General features: G+C 76.5%; 1 pseudogene. It reads right to left on the reverse strand.

Features of this window, described 5'->3' with window-relative positions:
* Positions 1 to 183: 183 nt before the first annotated feature.
* Positions 184 to 18,669 (reverse strand): annotated as a pseudogene (locus GA0070560_RS29085) (SDR family NAD(P)-dependent oxidoreductase); the annotation flags it as partial.
* Between the last annotated feature and the right edge of the window lie 13 nt (positions 18,670 to 18,682).

Below are 18,682 nucleotides of genomic sequence, written 5' to 3' on the forward strand. Positions count from 1 at the left end.
CGTCCGCAGCAGCGTGGTGATCCGCGTCCGGGCCGCGTTGTCGGGCGGCAGCGCGGTGACCGCGCCGTCGAGCTTGGTGAGCTCCTCCAGCACCATCAGCGCGGCCGCCACGTCCGCGGGGATGTCGCTGTCGGCGGTCGCCGGCGGCTCGGCCGGCACCAGCGCGGCGTGCAGGTGCTGGGCGAGCGCGGCGGGCGTCGGGTGCTCGAAGATCAGGCCGGCCGAGAGGCGCACGCCGCAGCCGGCCGCCAGCTGGTTGCGCAACCGGACAGAGCCGAGCGAGTCCAGCCCGAGCTCGACGAAGCTGCGTGCCGGTTCGAGCCGGCCGGGATCGGCGTAGCCGAGCTGCGTGGCGGTGGCGCCGAGCACCAGTTCGAGCACCATCTCCTCGCGGTCGGCCGGGCCGGCGGCCCGCAGGCGGCTGAGGAACGCGCCGGAGTCCGCGGCCGGCGGCTCCTCCACCGACCGGTCCCGCCGCTCGCCGGGCAGGCCGGCCAGGATCGGCGGCAGCAGGCCGGCCCGGTGCTGGGCGCGCAGCGCCGCCAGGTCGACCGGCATCGGCACCACCGCGGCGGAGCCGGCCGAGAGCGCCCGGTCGAACAGCGCGAGCCCGGCTTCGGCGGTCAGCGGCACCACGCCACCGTGCCGGGACAGGTCACGGGCGACGTGGCCGGTCATCGCGGTGGCGTCGGCCCACAGGCCCCAGGCCATCGACACGGCGGGCAGCCCACCCGCCCGCCGGTGCGCGGCCAGCGCGTCCAGGAAGGTGTTCGCGGCCGCGTAGTTCCCCTGGCCGGGGTTGCCCAGGACGCCGGCGGCCGCGGAGAAGAGCACGAAGGCGGCGAGGTCCCGGTCGCGGGTCAGCTCGTGCAGGTTCCGGGCGCCGTCCACCTTCGGCCGCAGCACCGCGTCCAGCTGGTCCGGGCGCAGCGAGCTGATCAGCGCGTCGTCGAGGACACCCGCCGCGTGCACGACCGCGGTCAGCGGGTGCTCGGGCGGGATCGCGTCCAGTGCGGCGGCGAGCTGGGCGCGGTCGGCCACGTCACAGGCCCGCACGGTGACGTCCGCGTCGATCTCCGGCGCCGGGCCGCCGCGGCGGCTGAGCAGCAGCAGGTGCCGCACTCCGTGCTTCTCGGCCAGGTGCCGCGCGACCAGGGCGCCGAGGCCGCCGGTGCCACCGGTGACCAGGACCGTGCCGTCGGGGTGCAGCGGAGGCTTGGCCGTGGTCGCCGGAGGGACGGGCGCCAGGCGCGGCGCGCGAAGTCCCGGACCGCGCACGGCGATCTGCGGCTCGCCGGTGGCCAGCGCGCCGGCCAGCACGGGGACCGGGACGGCCGGCTCGGCGTCGATGAGCACGATCCGGCCGGGCTCCTCGGACTGCGCTGAGCGGACCAGGCCCCACACTGCGGCGGCGTCCAGGTCGGTCACGTCCTCGCCGGGCGCCGTCGCGACCGCGCCCGACGTCACGACGGCCAGCATGCGGGCGGCTGTGGCCTCGTCGGCGAGCCATCCCTGCACCAGCGCCAGCACCTGCCGGACGTCCACGGCGCGCGCCAGCAGGACGTCGGGAACCGGCCCCGCGTCGCGGAGCGCGGCGAGATCCGGGTAGGTAGGTAGGTCCCAGTTACCGCCGAGCGCGGCCCAGCGCCCCGGCGCCGCCGGGGCGGCCGGCAGTGCCGGCCAGTCGACCTGGAGCAGGCCGGTGCGGGCGGGAGTCACCGTGAGCCAGTAGCGCTCGTGCTGGAACGGGTAGGTGGGCAGCTCCACCGGGCGTGCCCCGGTGCCGTCGAACACGCGTGGCCAGGCGACCGGTACGCCGTAAGCGAAGGCCTCGGCGGCCGACTCGAGCAGGCGGCGGGCACCGCCCTCGCCCCGGCGCAGAGTGCCGCAGGCCAGCACGTCCCCGTCGAGCTCCTGCACCGCCGCCGCGAGCACCGGGTGCGGGCTGACCTCGACGAAGCAGGCCGGCCCGGCACCGGCCGCGGCCTTCGCGGCGGCCTCGAAGCGGACCGTGCCGCGCAGGTTGCGGTACCAGTAGCCCGCGTCCCACTCCGTCGTGTCGGCTGGCTCCCCGGTCACCGTCGAGTAGCACGGCACCTCGGCCACGCGCGGCCGCACCGGCGCCAGGGCCTCGAGGACCTCGGCCTGGATCGGCTCGACGAGCGCGGAGTGCGAGGCGTAGTCGACCTCGATCCGCCGGGTGCGGATGCCCATCGCGGTGGTCCGGTCGACGAGCTCGTCCAGCGCCGCCGGCGTGCCCGACACGACCACCGAGGCAGGGCCGTTGACGGCGGCCAGCGAGAGGCCGTCGCCGATCAGCTCCCGGGCCCGCTCGGCCGAGACCGCCACCGACACCATGCCGCCCCGGCCGGCCAGCGCGATCAGGGCGCGGCTGCGCAGCGCCACCACGCGGGCGCCGTCGTCGAGCGACAGCGCCCCGGCGACCACGGCGGCGGCGATCTCGCCCTGCGAGTGGCCGATCACCGCGTCCGGCTCGACTCCCCACGAGCGCCACACCTCGGCCAGCGAGACCATCACCGCGAACAGCACCGGCTGCACGACGTCGACGCGGGCCAACGCCGCGGCGTCGGTGAGCGCGTCGTGCAGGGACCAATCCGCGTACGGGCGCAGAGCTGCGGCGCACTCGGCCATCCGGGAGGCGAAGACCGACGAGGTGGCCAGCAGCTCGGTGGCCATGCCGGCCCACTGTGCGCCCTGTCCGGGGAACACGAACACGACCTTCGGGGCGGGCCGGGCCCGGCCGGTCACACCGGCCCCGGCCTCGGCCGCACGCAGCAGTTCGCCGCGGTCGGCGCCGATCAGGACCGCGCGGTGCTCCATCGTGGCCCGGCCGGCGGCGAGCGTGTAGCCGACATCGACGGGGTCCGCCCGCACCTCCGCCAGCCGCGCGAGCTGTTCGGCCAGGGCGGCCTCGTCGCGGGCGGAGACCACCCACGGGATGGCGGGAAGCCGTCCCGGCTGCCGCTCCTGTTCGGGTTCGGCGGGCATTTCGAGCACGACGTGCGCGTTCGTGCCGGTCACGCCGAAGGCCGAGACTCCGGCCCGGCGCGGGCGGCCGGTCTCGGGCCAGGCCACAGCGTCGCTGAGCAGCTCGACCGCGCCGGACGACCAGTCCACGTGCGAGGTCGGCCGCTCGGCGTGCAGCGATCTCGGCAGCATGCCGTTCCGCATGGCCAGCACCATCTTGATCACGCCGGCCACGCCGGCGGCCGCCTGGGTGTGGCCGATGTTCGACTTCACCGAGCCCAGCAGCAGCGGGCGCGCCCGGTCCCGGCCGTAGGTGGCCAGCAGCGCCTGCGCCTCGATCGGATCGCCGAGAGCGGTGCCGGTGCCGTGCGCCTCGACCGCGTCCACGTCGGCCGCCTCGAGCCGGGCGTCGGCGAGCGCCCCGCGGATCACCCGCTGCTGCGCCAGCCCGTTCGGCGCGGAGAATCCGCTGCTGGCACCGTCCTGGTTGACCGCCGAGCCGCGGACCACGGCGAGCACCCGATGGCCGTTGCGGCGCGCGTCGGAGAGCCGTTCGAGCAGCAGGACGCCGACGCCCTCGCCCCAGCCGGTGCCGTCCGCCTCCTCGGCGAACGGCTTGCAGCGGCCGTCGGGGGCCAGCGCGCGCTGCCGGCTGAACTCGACGAAGGCCGCCGGGGTGGCCATCACCGCGGCCCCGCCGGCCAACGCCAGCGTGCTCTCGCCACGGCGCAGCGACTGGGCGGCCAGGTGCAGCGCCACCAGCGACGAGGAGCAGGCCGTGTCGACGGTGAGCGCCGGGCCCTCCAGGCCGAACGTGTATGAGACGCGGCCGGAGACCGCGGCCGCGCCGTTGCCGGTGCCCACGTAGCCGCCGAGGTCTTCGCCGGAGGCGTGCGCCAGGAACGCGTAGTCCTGCCCGTTGGTGCCGACGAAGACTCCCGTGCGGGTGCCGCGCAGCCCGTGCGGGTCGAGGCCCGCCCGCTCCACCGCCTCCCAGGCCGTCTCCAGCAGCAGCCGCTGCTGGGGGTCCATCGCCAGCGCTTCGCGCGGACCGATCCGGAAGAAGCCCGCGTCGAAGCCCGGCGCGTCGCTGAGGAAGCCGCCCTCGCGGGTGTACGACGTGCCGGCGCGCTCCGGGTCCGCGTCGTAGAGCGCCTCGAGGTCCCAGCCCCGGTCGCCCGGGAACTCGGAGATCGCGTCGGTCCCGTCGCGGACCAGGCGCCACAGGTCGTCGGGGGACCGGACGCCGCCGGGGAATCGGCACGCCATCCCGATGATGGCGACCGGCTCGTCCGTGCCCGGCCGCTCACCCACCTCGTCGGCGGCGGGCTCGCCGGCCCCGGTCAGCTGCGCGAGGAGATGATCGGCGAGCGGACCGGCCGCCGGGTAGTCGAAGGCGAGCGTGGTGGGCAGGGCCAGCCCGGTGGCCGTGGCGAGCCGGTTGCGGAACTCGACCGCGATCAGCGAGTCGAAGCCGAGGTCCTGGAACCCGCGGTCAGCCGGGATCGGGTCGGTGTGCCCGAGCACGGCCGCAGCGTGGGCCCGGACCAGGTCCAGCACCCGCCGGTGGCGGCGTGGCCCGGAAAGTCCGTCGAGGTTCACGGCCGGCGTGGGCGCGGCCGAGGCGTCCCGGGCCTCCGGCAGGTCGCCGAAGAGCGGCGCCGGCCGGACCGAGGCGAACAGCGGGGCGAACCGGGCCCAGTCGATGTCGGCCACGGTGACCGTGGTGTCGCCGTTCCCGACCGCCCGCACGAGGGTGGCCACCGCGTGCTCCGGATCCATCGGAAGAACCCCGCGGCGGACCAACTCGTCCCGGTCGGCCATGCCGTCACCGGCCCACGCGCCGAAGGCGATCGACGTGGCGGCCCGGCCGAGCGCCCGCCGCCGGCGGGCCAGGCCGTCCAGGAAGGCGTTGGCCGAAGCGTACGCGCCCTGGCCGCCGGCTCCCCAGGTGGCGGCGATCGAGGAGCACAGGACGAACGCGTCCAGCGGCCGGTCGGCCAGCAGCTCGTCCAGGTGAGCCGCACCGGCCACCTTGGCCTCGATGACAGCGGCGAACGCGGCCGGATCCGTTCCGGCCAGCGGGGCCACGGTGCTCAGGCCGGCCGCGTGGATCACCGCGGCCGGCGGGTGCTCGGCCAGCACGGCCTCGAGCACGCCGCGGTCGGCCACGTCACCGGCGATCAGCGTCACCTCGGCACCGCGGCGCCGCAGGCCGGCGGCGAGCTCGTCCGCGCCGGGCGCGTCGGGACCGCGACGGCTCAGCAGGACGAGGTGCTCAACTCCCGCCTCGGCCAGGTGCCGCGCGATGTGCCCGGCCACCGCGCCGGTGCCGCCGGTGATCAGCACGGTGCCGCGCGGCGTCCACGGTGGCCGGCCGTCCGCCACCGGCCGCGCCCGGACCAGCCGGCGCGCATACGCCGCGCCGGGCCGCAGGGCGACCTGGTCCTCCGGCCCACCGAGCACGCCGGCCAGGCGGGCCAGCGACGCGGCATCCGGGTCGGCGGGGAGGTCGACGAGACCGCCCCACCGGTCCGGGCGTTCCAACGCGATCACCCGGCCGAGGCCCCACAGCAGGCTCTGCGTGGGCCGCACCGGCGCGTCCGCGCCACCGCCGGCGTCCGTCGCCGCGCGGGTCACGCTCCACACCGGGGCTTGGACCCCGGCCTCGGCCAGCCGGTCGATCAGCGCGAGCGTCGCGGGCACGCCGAGCGGGACCACGGGGTGCTCCGGTGAGGGCCGGTCGTCGAGGGCGAGCAGCGAGAGCACGCCGGTCACGTCGCCGTGGCCGGCCAGGTCGCCGTCCGTCGCGGCGGTGCGGATCCGCGCGCCGCGCGCGGCCAGCGTGGCCCCGATGCCCGCGTCGTCCGGCCCGACGAGCAGCCAGGTGCCCTCCAGCGTGCCGGGTTCCGGCTCGGCGAGCTCCCGCCAATGCTCGCGGTACCGGCCGGCACCGACACTCACGGGTGCCGCGACGGCGTGCGGTTCGAGCCAGAAACGGCGGCGCTGGAACGGATAGGTGGGCAGGTCTGCCCGCGGGCCCTCGGCGCCGAACAACCGTGCGCTGTCCAGGGGGACGCCGCGGACGTAGAGGCCGGCGACAGCCGACAGCACCGTCACCGTCTCGTCCCGGTCGGACCGCAGCGCGGCGAGCGAGGCGACATCCCCACCGAGCGTCTCGGCGACCAGCGGAGCCAGGCCGCCGCCCGGGCCCACCTCGAGGAACGTGCCGGTGCCGAGCTGGTCCAGCGCCCGGACGCCGTCGGCGAACCGCACGGTGGCCCGGACCTGTTCCACCCAGTACTCGGCCGAGGTGGCCTGCTCGGCGGTGAGCACCTCACCGGTCACCGTGGACACCACGGGCAGGGTCGGAGCGGCCGGGCGCAGCTCGCGCACCACCCGCTCGTAGTCGGCCAGCATCGGGTCCATGAGCGGTGAGTGGAAGGCGTGGCTCACGCGCAGCCGGCGGGTCCGCCGGCCGCGCCCGGCCCAGAGCCGGGTCACGCGCTCGACGGCCCCGCTCTCGCCCGAGATCACGGTCGAGGACGGCCCGTTGACCGCGGCCACGCCGACCATCGCGGGAAGCGTCGCGGCCACCTCGCCGGCCGGCGCCTGGATCGCGGCCATCGCGCCGCCCGCCGGCAGGTCCTGCATGAGCCGGCCGCGGGCCGCGACCAGCCGGCAGGCGTCGGCGAGGGAGAAGACCCCGGCCACGTGCGCGGCCGAGATCTCGCCGATCGAGTGCCCGATCAGCCGGTCCGGCCGGATCCCCCAGTCGCGCAGCAGCGCGGCCAGCGCGACCTCGACGGCGAACAGCGCGGGCTGGGTGTGCCGGGTCATGTCCAGTGCCGTGCCGTCGAGCACCAGCGGATCGCCGAACGCGGCGGCCACGGCGTCGAACGCGGCTGCGTAGGCCGGAAACGTCTCGTGGAGGCGGCGTCCCATCCCGGCGTACTGCGCGCCCTGGCCGGAGAACATGAACGCCAGGCCGCTGGTGGTGACCGTTCCCTCGATCACCCCTGGCGCGGGCGACCCGGCGGCGAGCGCGGCGAGACCGGCGGCCAGCGCGCCGGCGTCCGCGGCCACGATCGCGGCCCGCTGGTCGTGGCCCGCGCGAGAGGTGGCGAGCGTGGCGGCGACGGCGTTCGGGTCCTGGCCGAGGTGACCGCGCAGCCGGCCGGCCAGCGCGCGCAGCGCCGGCCGGGTCCGCGCGGACAGCAGCCACGGCAGCAGCGGCCCGGGCGCCGGCTCGGGGGTGTGCGCCGGGGCGGGATCGGCCTCTTCGAGGATGACGTGCGCGTTGGTGCCGCTCACGCCGAACCCGGAGACGCCGGCGCGGCGGGGCCGGCCGCGCTCCGGCCACGGCGTGCGCGCGGTGGCCAGCCGCACGGCGCCGCTCTCCCAGGGCACCTGCGGCGACGGCTCGTCGGCGTGCAGCGTGCGCGGCACCACGCCGTGCCGCAGGGCGAGCACGGTCTTGATCACGCCGGCGACGCCGGCGGCGGCCTGCGTGTGCCCGAGGTTCGACTTGACCGAGCCGAGCAGCAGCGGCTCGTCCCGGTCCTGGCCGTAGGTGGCGAGCAGCGCCTGTGCCTCGATCGGGTCGCCGAGCCGGGTGCCGGTGCCGTGTGCCTCCACGACGTCCACCTCGGCGGCCGAGATCCCCGCCCCGGCCAGGGCCTGCCGGATGACCCGTTGCTGCGCGGGCCCGTTCGGCGCGGTGAGGCCGTTCGACGCGCCGTCGGAGTTGACCGCCGAGCCGCGGATCACGGCGAGCACCGGGTGGCCGTTGCGGCGGGCGTCGGAGAGCCGTTCGAGCAGCACCATGCCGGCGCCCTCGGACCAGCCGGTCCCGTCCGCGCCGGCGCCGAACGACTTGCACCGGCCGTCGTTGGACAGCCCGCCGTGCCGGCTGAACTCGACGAACACCGCCGGGCTGGACATCAGCGTGACACCGCCGGCCAGCGCCAGTGAGCTCTCGCCCTGGCGCAGCGACTGACAGGCCAGGTGCAGCGCCACGAGCGACGACGAGCAGGCCGTGTCGACGGTCACGGCGGGGCCCTGCAGCCCGAACGTGTAGGCCACCCGGCCCGACGCGACGCTGCCCGCGCTGCCGTTGCCCAGATAGCCGACCAACTCGTCGGGCACCACGTCGTGCAGGCGGGACGCATAGTCGTGGTACATCACCCCGGCGAAGACGCCGGTCGGCGTGCCGCGTAGCGAGGTGACGTCGATGCCGGCCCGCTCGAACGCCTCCCACGCCGTCTCCAGCAGCACCCGCTGCTGAGGGTCCATCGCGAGGGCCTCGCGCGGCGAGATGCCGAACGCGTCCGGGTCGAAGTCGGCCATGTCGTGCACGAAGCCACCCTCGCGGGCGGACGACCGCACCGTGCGGCTCGTGTCGAACAGCCGGTCGAGGTCCCAGCCGCGGTCGGACGGGAACTCCGAGATCGCGTCGACCTCGTCCAGGACCAGCTGCCAGAGATCCTCCGGTGTCCGCACGCCGCCGGGATAGCGGCAGCTCATCGCGACGATCGCGATCGGATCGCCGGCGGTGCCCGTGGTGGCCGGGGCGGCGGCCGGGACCGTCCCGCCGGCCAGCTCGTCGACCAGGTGGCGGGCGACCTCGGCCGCGGTCGGGAAGTCGAAGACCAGCGTGGCGGGCAGGCGCCGGCCGATCGCGCCGGCCAGGCGGTTGCGCAGCTCGACCGCGGTGAGCGAGTCGAAGCCCAGCTCCTGGAACGGCCGGCCCGGGGGAACGGCGTCCGGGCCGTCCTGGCCGAGCACCGCGCCGACGTGGCCGCGGACGAGCGCGAGCATCAGCTCGTCGCGCTCGCGCTCCGGCAGCCCGAGCAACCGGCGGCGGAACGTGTCGCCGTCCTCCGCCTGCCCGGCCGTGCGCCGGGCGGGCCCGTGGACCAGGCCGCGCAGCAGCGGCGGGACCGGCTGCTGCCGGCCGCGCGCGCCGGCGCCGGTGAAGGCGACCGGCACCACGACCGGCACGTCCCGGCTCAGCGCGTCGTCGAACATGGCCAGGCCCTCGGCGGCCGGCAGCGGGCGGATCCCGGTACGGGTCAGGCGGTCGAGGTCGCGGCCGGCCAGCCGGCCGGTGAGCCCGGTGCGGTCGGCCCAGAACCCCCAGGCCAGCGACTGCCCCGGCAGTCCCAGCGCCCGGCGGTGGGCGGCCAGCGCGTCGAGGAACGCGTTGGCGGCCGCGTAATTGCCCTGTCCGGCGCTGCCGAGCGTGCCGGCCGCCGACGAGAACAGCACGAACGCCGTCAGGTTCAGGTCGCGGGTCAGCTCGTGCAGGTGCCAGGCGGCGTCCACCTTGGGCCGCAGCACCGCGTCGAGCCGGTCCGGGGTGAGCGATCCGATCAGGCCGTCGTCCAGCACGCCGGCCGCGTGCACGACGGCGGTCACCGGGTGCTCGGGCGGCACCGCGGCCAGCGCGGCGGCCACGTCGGCCCGGTCGGCGACGTCGCACGCCCGGACGGTCACGTCGGCGTCGAGGCCCTCGACCCTCCCGCCGCCACGGCTCAGCAGCAGCAGATGGCGGACACCGTACGCGGTGACCAGGTGCCGGGCCAGGAGCCGGCCGAGCACGCCGGTGCCGCCGGTGACCACGACGGTGCCGCCGCCGAGCGCGGGCCGCTCCCCGGCCGGCGCGGAGAGCCGGGCCAGCCGGGCCGCGAACACCCGGCCGTCGCGGACGGCGAGCTGGTTCTCGTCGCCCGCCGCGGCCACGGCGAGGGCCGCGCGGGGCACCGGCCCGGCGCCGGCGTCCAGCAGCACGAGGGAGCCGGGGTGTTCGGACTGCGCCGAGCGGGCCAGTCCCCGCACGGCCGCGTCGGCCAGCGTGCCACGGGTGGTCAGCACCAGCCGGACCCCGGCGAGCCGCGGCTCGGCCAGCCAGGACTGCAGCAGCGCGAGCACGGCGCGGGTGTTCTCGTGGACGGCGGCGGGAACGTCGTCGCCGGAGGTGGCCGGGGCGGCGGCGAACACCACGTCCGGCAGCTCCTCGGCCTCGAGCACGCCGGCCAGGTCTGCGTAGCGGTCGCCGCCGACGCCGAGGCCGGTGTCGCCGAGCTCGGCCCAGCGCCCCGACTCGGCCTGCTCGGCGGCCTCCACCCAGTCCAGGCCGTAGAGCGGCGCGGTGGTGGCGACGCCACCGGCGGCGACCGGCCGGGCGGTCAGCGCGCCCACGTACGCCACCGGCGCCCCGGTCCCGTCGGCGAGCAGCACCGTCGTCGCGTCCGGGCCGGCCGGCGTGATGAGCACCCGGGCGGCGGTGGCACCGGACGCCGACAACTCGACGTCCGACCAGGTGAAGGGCAGGCGTGCGGCGCCGTCGCGGTCCGCGGTGAGCCCGGTGGCGTGCAGCGCGGCGTCCAGCAGCGCGGGATGCAGGCCGAACGAGGCGGCCGCGCCGCGCTGCGCCTCCGGCAGCTCGACCTCGGCGTAGACCCGGTCGCCGTCCCGCCAGGCCGCCCGCAGGCCGCGGAACACCGGCCCGTAGTCGATGCCGGTCACCGCCACCCGCTCGTAGAAATCGCCCAGCGGCACCGCGGTGGCACCCGGCGGTGGCCAGGCGGCGAGGTCCTCGGGGGCCCGGTCCGCGCCCGGGGCGAGCACTCCGGTGGCATGCCGGGCCCAGTCGCCGCCGTCGCGGCAGGCGTGCACGACCAGGCTCCGGCGACCGGCCTCGTCCGGCGCGCCCACCGTGACCTGCAGCCGCACCGCGCCCTGAGCCGGCACGACCAACGGTGCCTCGAGGACCAGTTCCTCGATCCGCGGGCAGGAGACCTCGTCACCGGCGCGGATCGCCATGTCCACGTAGGCGCTGCCGGGCAGCACCGCCGAGTCGTGCACCCGGTGGTCGGCCACCCAGGGGTGCGCTCGCATCGACACCGAGCCGCTGAGCAGGCGGGTGTCGGTGTCGGCCGGCGTGGTCACGGTCCGCAGCAGCGGGTGCCCGATCCCGGTGAGCCCCAGCCCGGTCACGTCCCCGGCGGTCGCGAGCAGCGTGTCCGGCCAGAAGCGGCGGCGCTGGAACGCGTACGTGGGCAGGTCGACCACCCGGCCGCCGGGGTAGAGCACGGCCCAGTCGACGGCCACGCCCCGCACGTACGCCTCGGCCAGGGCGGTGCGCCAGCGGCGCGGCCCGCCCTCGTCGCGGCGCAGCGTGCCGAGCACCGCGACGTCGTGGTCGAGGGTTTCGGCGATCTCCCGCATCGCCGGCACGAGCACCGGGTGCGGGCTCACCTCGAGGAAGACCGTGTGACCGTGCTCGGCCGCGAGGCGCACCGCGGGCTCGAACCGGACGGTGTGCCGCAGGTTGCGATACCAGTAGCCGGCGTCGAGCGCGGCCGTGTCCAGCAGCTCTCCGGTCAGCGTCGAGTAGAACGGCGTGGCCGAGGAACGCGGCCGGATCGGGGCCAGGGCCTCGGCGAGCTGTCGCTCGATCCGTTCGACCTGCGCGGAGTGCGATCCGTAGTCCACGTCCACCCGCCGGACGCGGAGGTCGCCGCAGGCGGCCACGAACTCGTCGAGCGCGGCGGTCTCACCCGAGACGACGACCGAGGCGGGACCGTTGACGGCGGCGACCGCGAGGCGCTCGCCCCACGGCCGGATCCGCTCGGCGACCTGCTCCGGCGGGGCCGGCACGACGGCCATGCCGCCCTGGCCCGCCAACGCGGCCAGCGCCCGGCTGCGCAGCGCGACCACGCGGGCCGCGTCGGCCAGGGTCAGGCCGCCGGCGACGCAGGCGGCGGCGATCTCGCCCTGGCTGTGCCCGATGACGACGGCCGGTTCGACGCCGTACGCGCGCCAGGTCCCGGCCAGCGACACCATGACCGCGAACAGGACCGGCTGCACCACGTCGACCCGGGCCAGCGCGGCGGGGTCGTCGAGCACGTCGAGCAGCGACCAGTCGGTGTGGTCGCTCAGCGCCGCCGCGCACTCGCGCATCCGCTCGGCGAAGGTGGCGTCGGCGGCGAGCAGGTCGCGCGCCATGCCGACCCACTGCGACCCCTGCCCGGGGAAGACGAACGCCACCCGGGAGCCGGTGACGGCGGTGCCGCGGACGATTCCCAGCGCCTCCGCACCGCGGGCGACGGCCCGCAGCAGAGCCGGCCGGTCGTCGTCGCTCTCCGGCAGCAGGACGACCCGGGTGCCGAACGAGGTGCGGGTGGTGACCAACGATCGGCCCGCGTCGAACGGATCGCCCTCGTAGGCCAGGAGGCGCTCCGCCTGCGCGGCCAGGGCGTCCTCGGAGGGCGCGGACAGCACCCAGGGCACGACGTCGTCCGGGCGCTCAGCCGGTGCCGCCTCCTCCGGTGCGGCCTGTTCGAGGATCACGTGTGCGTTGGTGCCGCTGATCCCGAAGCTCGACACCCCGGCTCGGCGGGACCGGCCCGAGTCGGGCCACGGCACGGCCTCGGCGGCCACTTCGACGGTGCCGGAGGACCAGTCCACCTGCGACGACGGCGCGTCCACATGCAACGTCGACGGCACCACGCCGTGCCGCATCGCCATCACCATCTTGATGACGCCGGCCACGCCCGCGGCGGCCTGAGTGTGACCGAGGTTCGACTTGATCGACCCGAGCAGCAGCGGTGTCTCCCGGCCCTGCCCGTACGTGGCGAGCAACGCCTGTGCCTCGATCGGGTCACCCAGCCGCGTGCCGGTGCCGTGCCCCTCGACCGCGTCGACCTCGGCGCCGGTCAGGCCCGCGTTCGCCAACGCCTGCCGAATGACCCGCTGCTGCGACGGACCGTTCGGGGCCGTCAGGCCATTGGACGCGCCGTCCTGGTTGACCGCCGAACCCCGCATCACCGCCAGGACCCGGTGACCGTTGCGCTCCGCATCTGACAGCCGCTCCACCAGCAGTACACCGGCGCCCTCGGACCAGCCGGTGCCGTCGGCCCCGTCCGCATACGACTTGCACCGGCCGTCCACCGCCAGGCCGCGCTGCCGGGTGAACTCGACGAACGGCATCGGCGTCGCCATCACCGTGACGCCGCCGGCCACCGCGAGGTCGCATTCCCCGGACCGCAGCGACTGCGCCGCCAGGTGCAGCGCCACCAGCGACGACGAGCACGCGGTGTCCACGGTGACCGCCGGGCCCTCCAGGCCGAACGTGTACGCCACCCGGCCGGAGAACACCGCCGCGCCGTTGCCGGTGCCGACGTATCCCTCCAGTTCCTCCGGCAGGTCCTGGAGCAGCAGCGGGTAGTCCTGCCCGTTGGTGCCCGCGAACACGCCGGTGCGGGTCCCGCGCAGGGTGGCCGGGTCGATGCCGGCCCGCTCGAACAACTCCCAGCTCGTCTCCAGCAGCAGGCGCTGCTGCGGGTCCATCGCGAGGGCCTCGCGCGGCGAGATGCCGAAGAAGCCGGGATCGAAGTCGGCGGCGCCGTCGAGGAAGCCGCCGTACGCGACCCCGGAGCGTCCCTCGCCGAACAGCTGGTCGGTGTCCCACCCCCGGTCGTCCGGAAACGGCCCGATGCCGTCACGGCCGTCGGCCAGCATGCTCCAGAGGTCCTCGGGCGACCCGACGCCACCGGGGAAGCGGCAGGCCATACCGACGATGGCGATCGGCTCGTCGGCCGCGGCCGCCGCGGTCGTGGCGACCGGCGCCGCTGCCGATCCCGCGAGCTCCGCGGCCAGGTGGCCGGCGAGGTGGGCCGGCGTCGGATAGTCGAAGATCAGCGTGGCCGACAGGCGCAGCCCGGTCTCGGCGGTCAGCCGGTTGCGCAGCTCGACGGCGGTGAGCGAGTCGAAGCCGAGGTCGCTGAAGAGCCGGTCCGGTGCGGCGGCCTCGGAGGAGGCGTGCCCGAGCACGGCGGCCGCGTGCCGGCGCACCAGGCCGAGCATGGTCCGGCGGCGCTCGTCGTCGCTCATCCCCGCCACCGCCACCGCGGGAGCCTCGGCGCGGGCCGGCGCGGCGATCAGGCCGCGCAGCAGCGGGGGCAGCTCGCCGGCAGCCGCCCGGGCGCGCCAGGCCGCCAGGTCCAGCGGGGCCGCGACGACCACGGGCGGCACGACGGTGGTGAAGACCGTGTCGAAGAGCGCGAGGCCCTCCTCGGCGGACATCGGCAGGATGCCGGCGCGTCCGGCCCGGACCTGGTGCGCCTCGCCGAGCGGGGCGGTCATCCCGCTACGCTCGGCCCACAGTCCCCACTCGACGGCGACCATCGGCCGGCCGGCGTCCGCGCGGCGGGCCGCGTAGGCGTCCAGGAATGCGTTGGCCGCCGCGTAGTTCGCCTGCCCACCGGCGCCGATGCTGGCTGCCGCCGAGGAGAAGACGACAAACGCGGCCAGGTCCAGGTCCGCGGTCAGCTCGTCCAGATGCCGGACGGCGTCCGCCTTCGGCCGCAGCACCGCGTCGATCTGCTCGTGGGTCATCGCGGTGAGCAGGCCGTCGCGGACCACGCCGGCGCTGTGCACCACCGCGGTGAGCGGGTGGCCGGCCGGCACCTGCTTGAGACAGGCGCGCAGCTGATCGCGGTCGGCGACGTCGGCCGCGACAATCGACGTCTCGGCGCCGGCGGCGGCCAGGTCGTCGAGCAGCTCGGCCGCGCCGGGTGCCGCCGCCCCGCTGCGGCTGACCAGCAGGAGGCGCCGGACGCCGTGCCGCCGGACCAGGTGCAGGGCGACCAGCCGGCCGATGCCGCTGGTGGCGCCGGTGATCAGGACGGTGCCGTCGGGGTCGGGGGCCCGGGTCGCGACCGGCTCCGGCATGCGGGCCAGCCGCGGCGCGAGGATCCGGCCGCCGCGCAGCGCCAGCTGAGGTTCGCCGGTAGCGAGGGCGGCGTCCAGCACCCGGTCGGAGGCCTCGGCGCCGTCGGTGTCGAGCAGCGTGAGGCGCCCGGGGTGCTCGGACTGCGCCGACCGCAGCAGTCCCCAGGCCGCGGCACCGGCCGGGTCGGCGCCCGCTCCGGTCGCGCCCCGGGTGACCACCACCAGCCGGGCCGGCTCCAGGGCGTCCGCGGCGAGCCACGCCTGCACCAGGTCGAGGGCGGCGCCGACGGTGGCGCGCACCGAGCCGGAGCCGGCCGGGGCGGCCAGCACGATCTCCGGGACCGCGGCGCCGTCGTGCACGGCGGCGGTCAGGCTCGCGAGGTCCGGGAACGCCGGTGTCACCCCGCACACGCCGGTCTCGCCGATCGCGGCCGGGCCGCCGGTGTGCCGGGTCTCCCCGGCCGGGACCTCGGCCCAGTCGATGACGAACAGCGAGTCGCCGCGCCGGTGCCGCACGGGCCGGTCGGCGGTGCTGACCGCCGTCGCCGAGAACACCGGGCGTCCGTCGGCGTCGCGCAGGTCGAGCGCGAACGTGTCGTCACCGGCCGCGGTCAGGTGGGCCCGGGCCGCGGCGGCGCCGGCCGCGGCCAGCACCACGCCGCGCCAGTGGACGGGCAGGCGCACATGGCCCTCACCGGCGGACCGCAGCCGCTCGGCCATCGCGACCGCGGCGGCCAGCAACGCGGGGTGGATGCCGAAGTGTACGGCCTCCGGCAGCCGGTCGGCGGGTAGGGCCACCTCCGACCAGAGATCGTTGGCGGCCGCGCCGGCCGGCTCCGACGTGCGGGGCACGACCGCGCCGGCGGCGTGCCGGGTCCACGTCGCACCGGGCCGGTCGTCGCGTGAGTGCACGCCGACCGGCCGCCGCCCGGCCTCGTCCGGCGCGCCGAGCAGCACCTGCAGCTGCACGGCGCCGCGCTCGGGCAGCGTGAGCGGTTCCTCCACGGTCAGCTCGGCGAGCTCGTCGCAGCCGGTCTGCCGGCCGGCGTGCAGGGCCAGCTCGACGACTGCGGCGGCCGCGGTCAGCGGGTCGGCCAGGGCCGGTCCGGCGGCGCCTGCGATCCGGCCGGTCAGGACGAGCCCGTCGCCGTCGGCCAGCCCGACGGCGGCGCCGAGCAGCGGGTGATCGACAGTGCCGACGCCGAGCCGGGTCACGTCGCCCGTCGCCGAGAACGGGTGCTCCAGCCAGTACCGCTCACGCTGGAACGCGTACGTGGGCAGCTCCACCGCGCAAGCGCCGGTGCCGTCGAACACCGCCGCCCAGTCCACCCGGCTCCCGTTGGTGTGCACCGCCGCGATCGCCTCGACCACGCCGTCGCGCTCGGGCCGGTCACGGCGCAGGGTGGGGATCAACGCGACGCCGGTGCGGTCGGCCGGCACGCAGGCGGCGGCCATCGCGGTCAGCACCGCGTCCGGGCCGAGCTCGACGAACGTGGTCACCTCCCGGTCGAGCAGGAGCGCGACGCCGTCGGCGAAGCGCACCGCCGAGCGGACGTGCCGGACCCAGTAGTCGGCGGTGCCGATACCACCGAGCCGGCCGGTCACGTTGGACACCACCGGGATGCGGGCGGGCTGGAAGTCGAGCCCTTCGGCCACCGCCCGGAAGTCCGCCAGCATCGGCTCCATGGCGGCCGAGTGGAAGGCGTGCCCGGTCCGCAGGCGGGTCGCCTTGCGGTCCGGCAGCGCGGCGGTCACCGCGGTGACCGCTTCCTCGGTGCCCGAGACGACGACCGACCGCGGGCCGTTGACCGCGGCGATCGACACGTCACCGGTCAGCAGCGGCGCCACCTCGTCCTCGGCGGCGGCCACCGTCACCATCACGCCGGGGGCCATCGCCTGCATGAGCCGGCCCCGCATGACGACGAGCACGGCCGCGTCGGTGAGTGACAGGACACCGGCCACGTGCGCGGCGGCCAGCTCACCGACCGAGTGACCCAGGACGAAGTCGGGCTGTACGCCCCAGTCCTGCCAGAGACGGGCCAGCGCGACCTCGAGCGCGAACAGGGCCGGCTGCGCGTGCTCGGTCCGGTCCAGCCGGCCGTCGCCGGCGAACAGCGCCTCCCGTACGGACCAGCCGGCGACCGGATCCAGCGCGGCGCACACCTCGTCCAGGTGGGCGGCGAAGCGCGGCACCCGCTCGTAGAGGTCCCGACCGGCGGCGAGGTGGCGGGCGCCCTGGCCCCCGAAGAGAAACGCGGTCCGGCCGTTGCCGGCCACGGTGGCCGGGCGCTCGCCGCGGGCCAGCTCGGCCAGGGCGTGCCGGGCCTCGGCCGGGCCGGCGGCGAGCACGGCGGCCCGGTGCCGCCGCGCCGACCGGGTGGTGGCCAGCGACGCCGCGACGTCGAGCAGGCCGGGCTCCGGCGTGCCGGCCAGCGTGCCGAGAAGCCGCTCGGCCTGCTCGCGCAGGGCTGGCTCGCTGTGCCCGGACAGCAGCAGCGGAACGGGCCCGGCGCCGAACAGGCCGTTCCCCGGAGCCGGCGGGGCGGCCGGCGCGGGCGCCTGTTCGAGGATCACGTGTGCGTTGGTGCCGCTCACTCCGAACGAGGACACGCCGGCGCGGCGCGGCCGGTCCAGCTCGGGCCACGGAGTGAGCGTGGTGGGCAGCCGGACCGAGCCGGACGACCAGTCCACGTGCGTGGTGGGCCGGTCCACGTGCAGGGTGGCCGGCACGCTTCCGTGCCGCAGGGCGAGCACCATCTTGATCACACCCGCCACGCCGGCCGCGGCCTGCGTGTGCGCGATGTTCGACTTGACCGAGCCGAGCAGCAGCGGCCGCTCGGGCGAGTGGTGGCGGCCGTAGGTGGCCAGCACGGCGTTGGCCTCGATCGGATCGCCGAGCCGGGTGCCGGTGCCGTGCGCCTCGAGCACGTCGATCTCGTCCGGACCCAGGGCCGCCGCCGACAGCGCGGCCCGGATGACACGTTCCTGCGCGGGGCCGTTGGGCGCGGTGAGCCCGTTGCTGGCGCCGTCCTGGTTGACCGCGCTGCCGCGGACGACCGCGAGGACCCGGTGGCCGTTGGCGACCGCGTCGCTGAGCCGTTCGAGCACCAGCACGCCGACGCCCTCGCCCCAACCGGTGCCGTCGGCCTGGTCGGCGAACGGCTTGCAGCGACCGTCCGGCGCCATGCCGCGCTGCTTGCTGAACTCGATGAACGCGCCCGGCGTCGACATCACCGTGGCGCCGCCGGCCAGCGCCAGCGTGCATTCGCCCTGCCGCAGCGCCTGTGCGGCCAGGTGCAGCGCCACCAGGGAGGAGGAGCAGGCGGTGTCGACCGTGACGGCCGGGCCCTCCAGGCCGAGCGTGTACGACACCCGGCCGGACAGGACGCTCGCGGTGTTGCCGGTCAGCCGGTGTCCCTCCAGCGACTCGGACTCGTGCGAGGTCATCAGCAGGCGCACGTAGTCCTGGCCGTTGGTGCCGGTGAAGACGCCGGTGGGGGTGCCGGCCAGTGCCGACGGGTCCAGGCCGGCCCGCTCCAGGGCCTCCCACGACACCTCGAGCAGCAATCGCTGCTGCGGGTCCATCGCGAGGGCCTCGCGCGGCGAGATGCCGAAGAGGCCGGCGTCGAAGTCGGTGGCGCCGGACAGGAACGCGCCCTCGTTGGTGTAGCTGGTGTTCGGCCGGTCGGGGTCCGGGTCGTACAGCGTGTCCAGGTCCCAGCCGCGGTCGACCGGGAACTCACCGACCGCGTCGCCGCCGGCCGTGATGAGCCGCCAGAGGTCCTCGGGCGACGACACTCCCCCGGCGTAACGGCAGGCCATGCCGACGATCGCGATCGGCTCACGTCGCTCCTCCCGCGCCGCCCGCAGCTGCCGCCGGGTGTCCTGCAGGTCCGCCGTGACCCGCTTGAGGTAGTAGCTGAGCTGTTCCTTGTCCACCATGGTCGTTCGTTCC

The sequence above is a fragment of the Micromonospora halophytica genome, assembly GCF_900090245.1.
GTDB lineage: Bacteria > Actinomycetota > Actinomycetes > Mycobacteriales > Micromonosporaceae > Micromonospora > Micromonospora halophytica.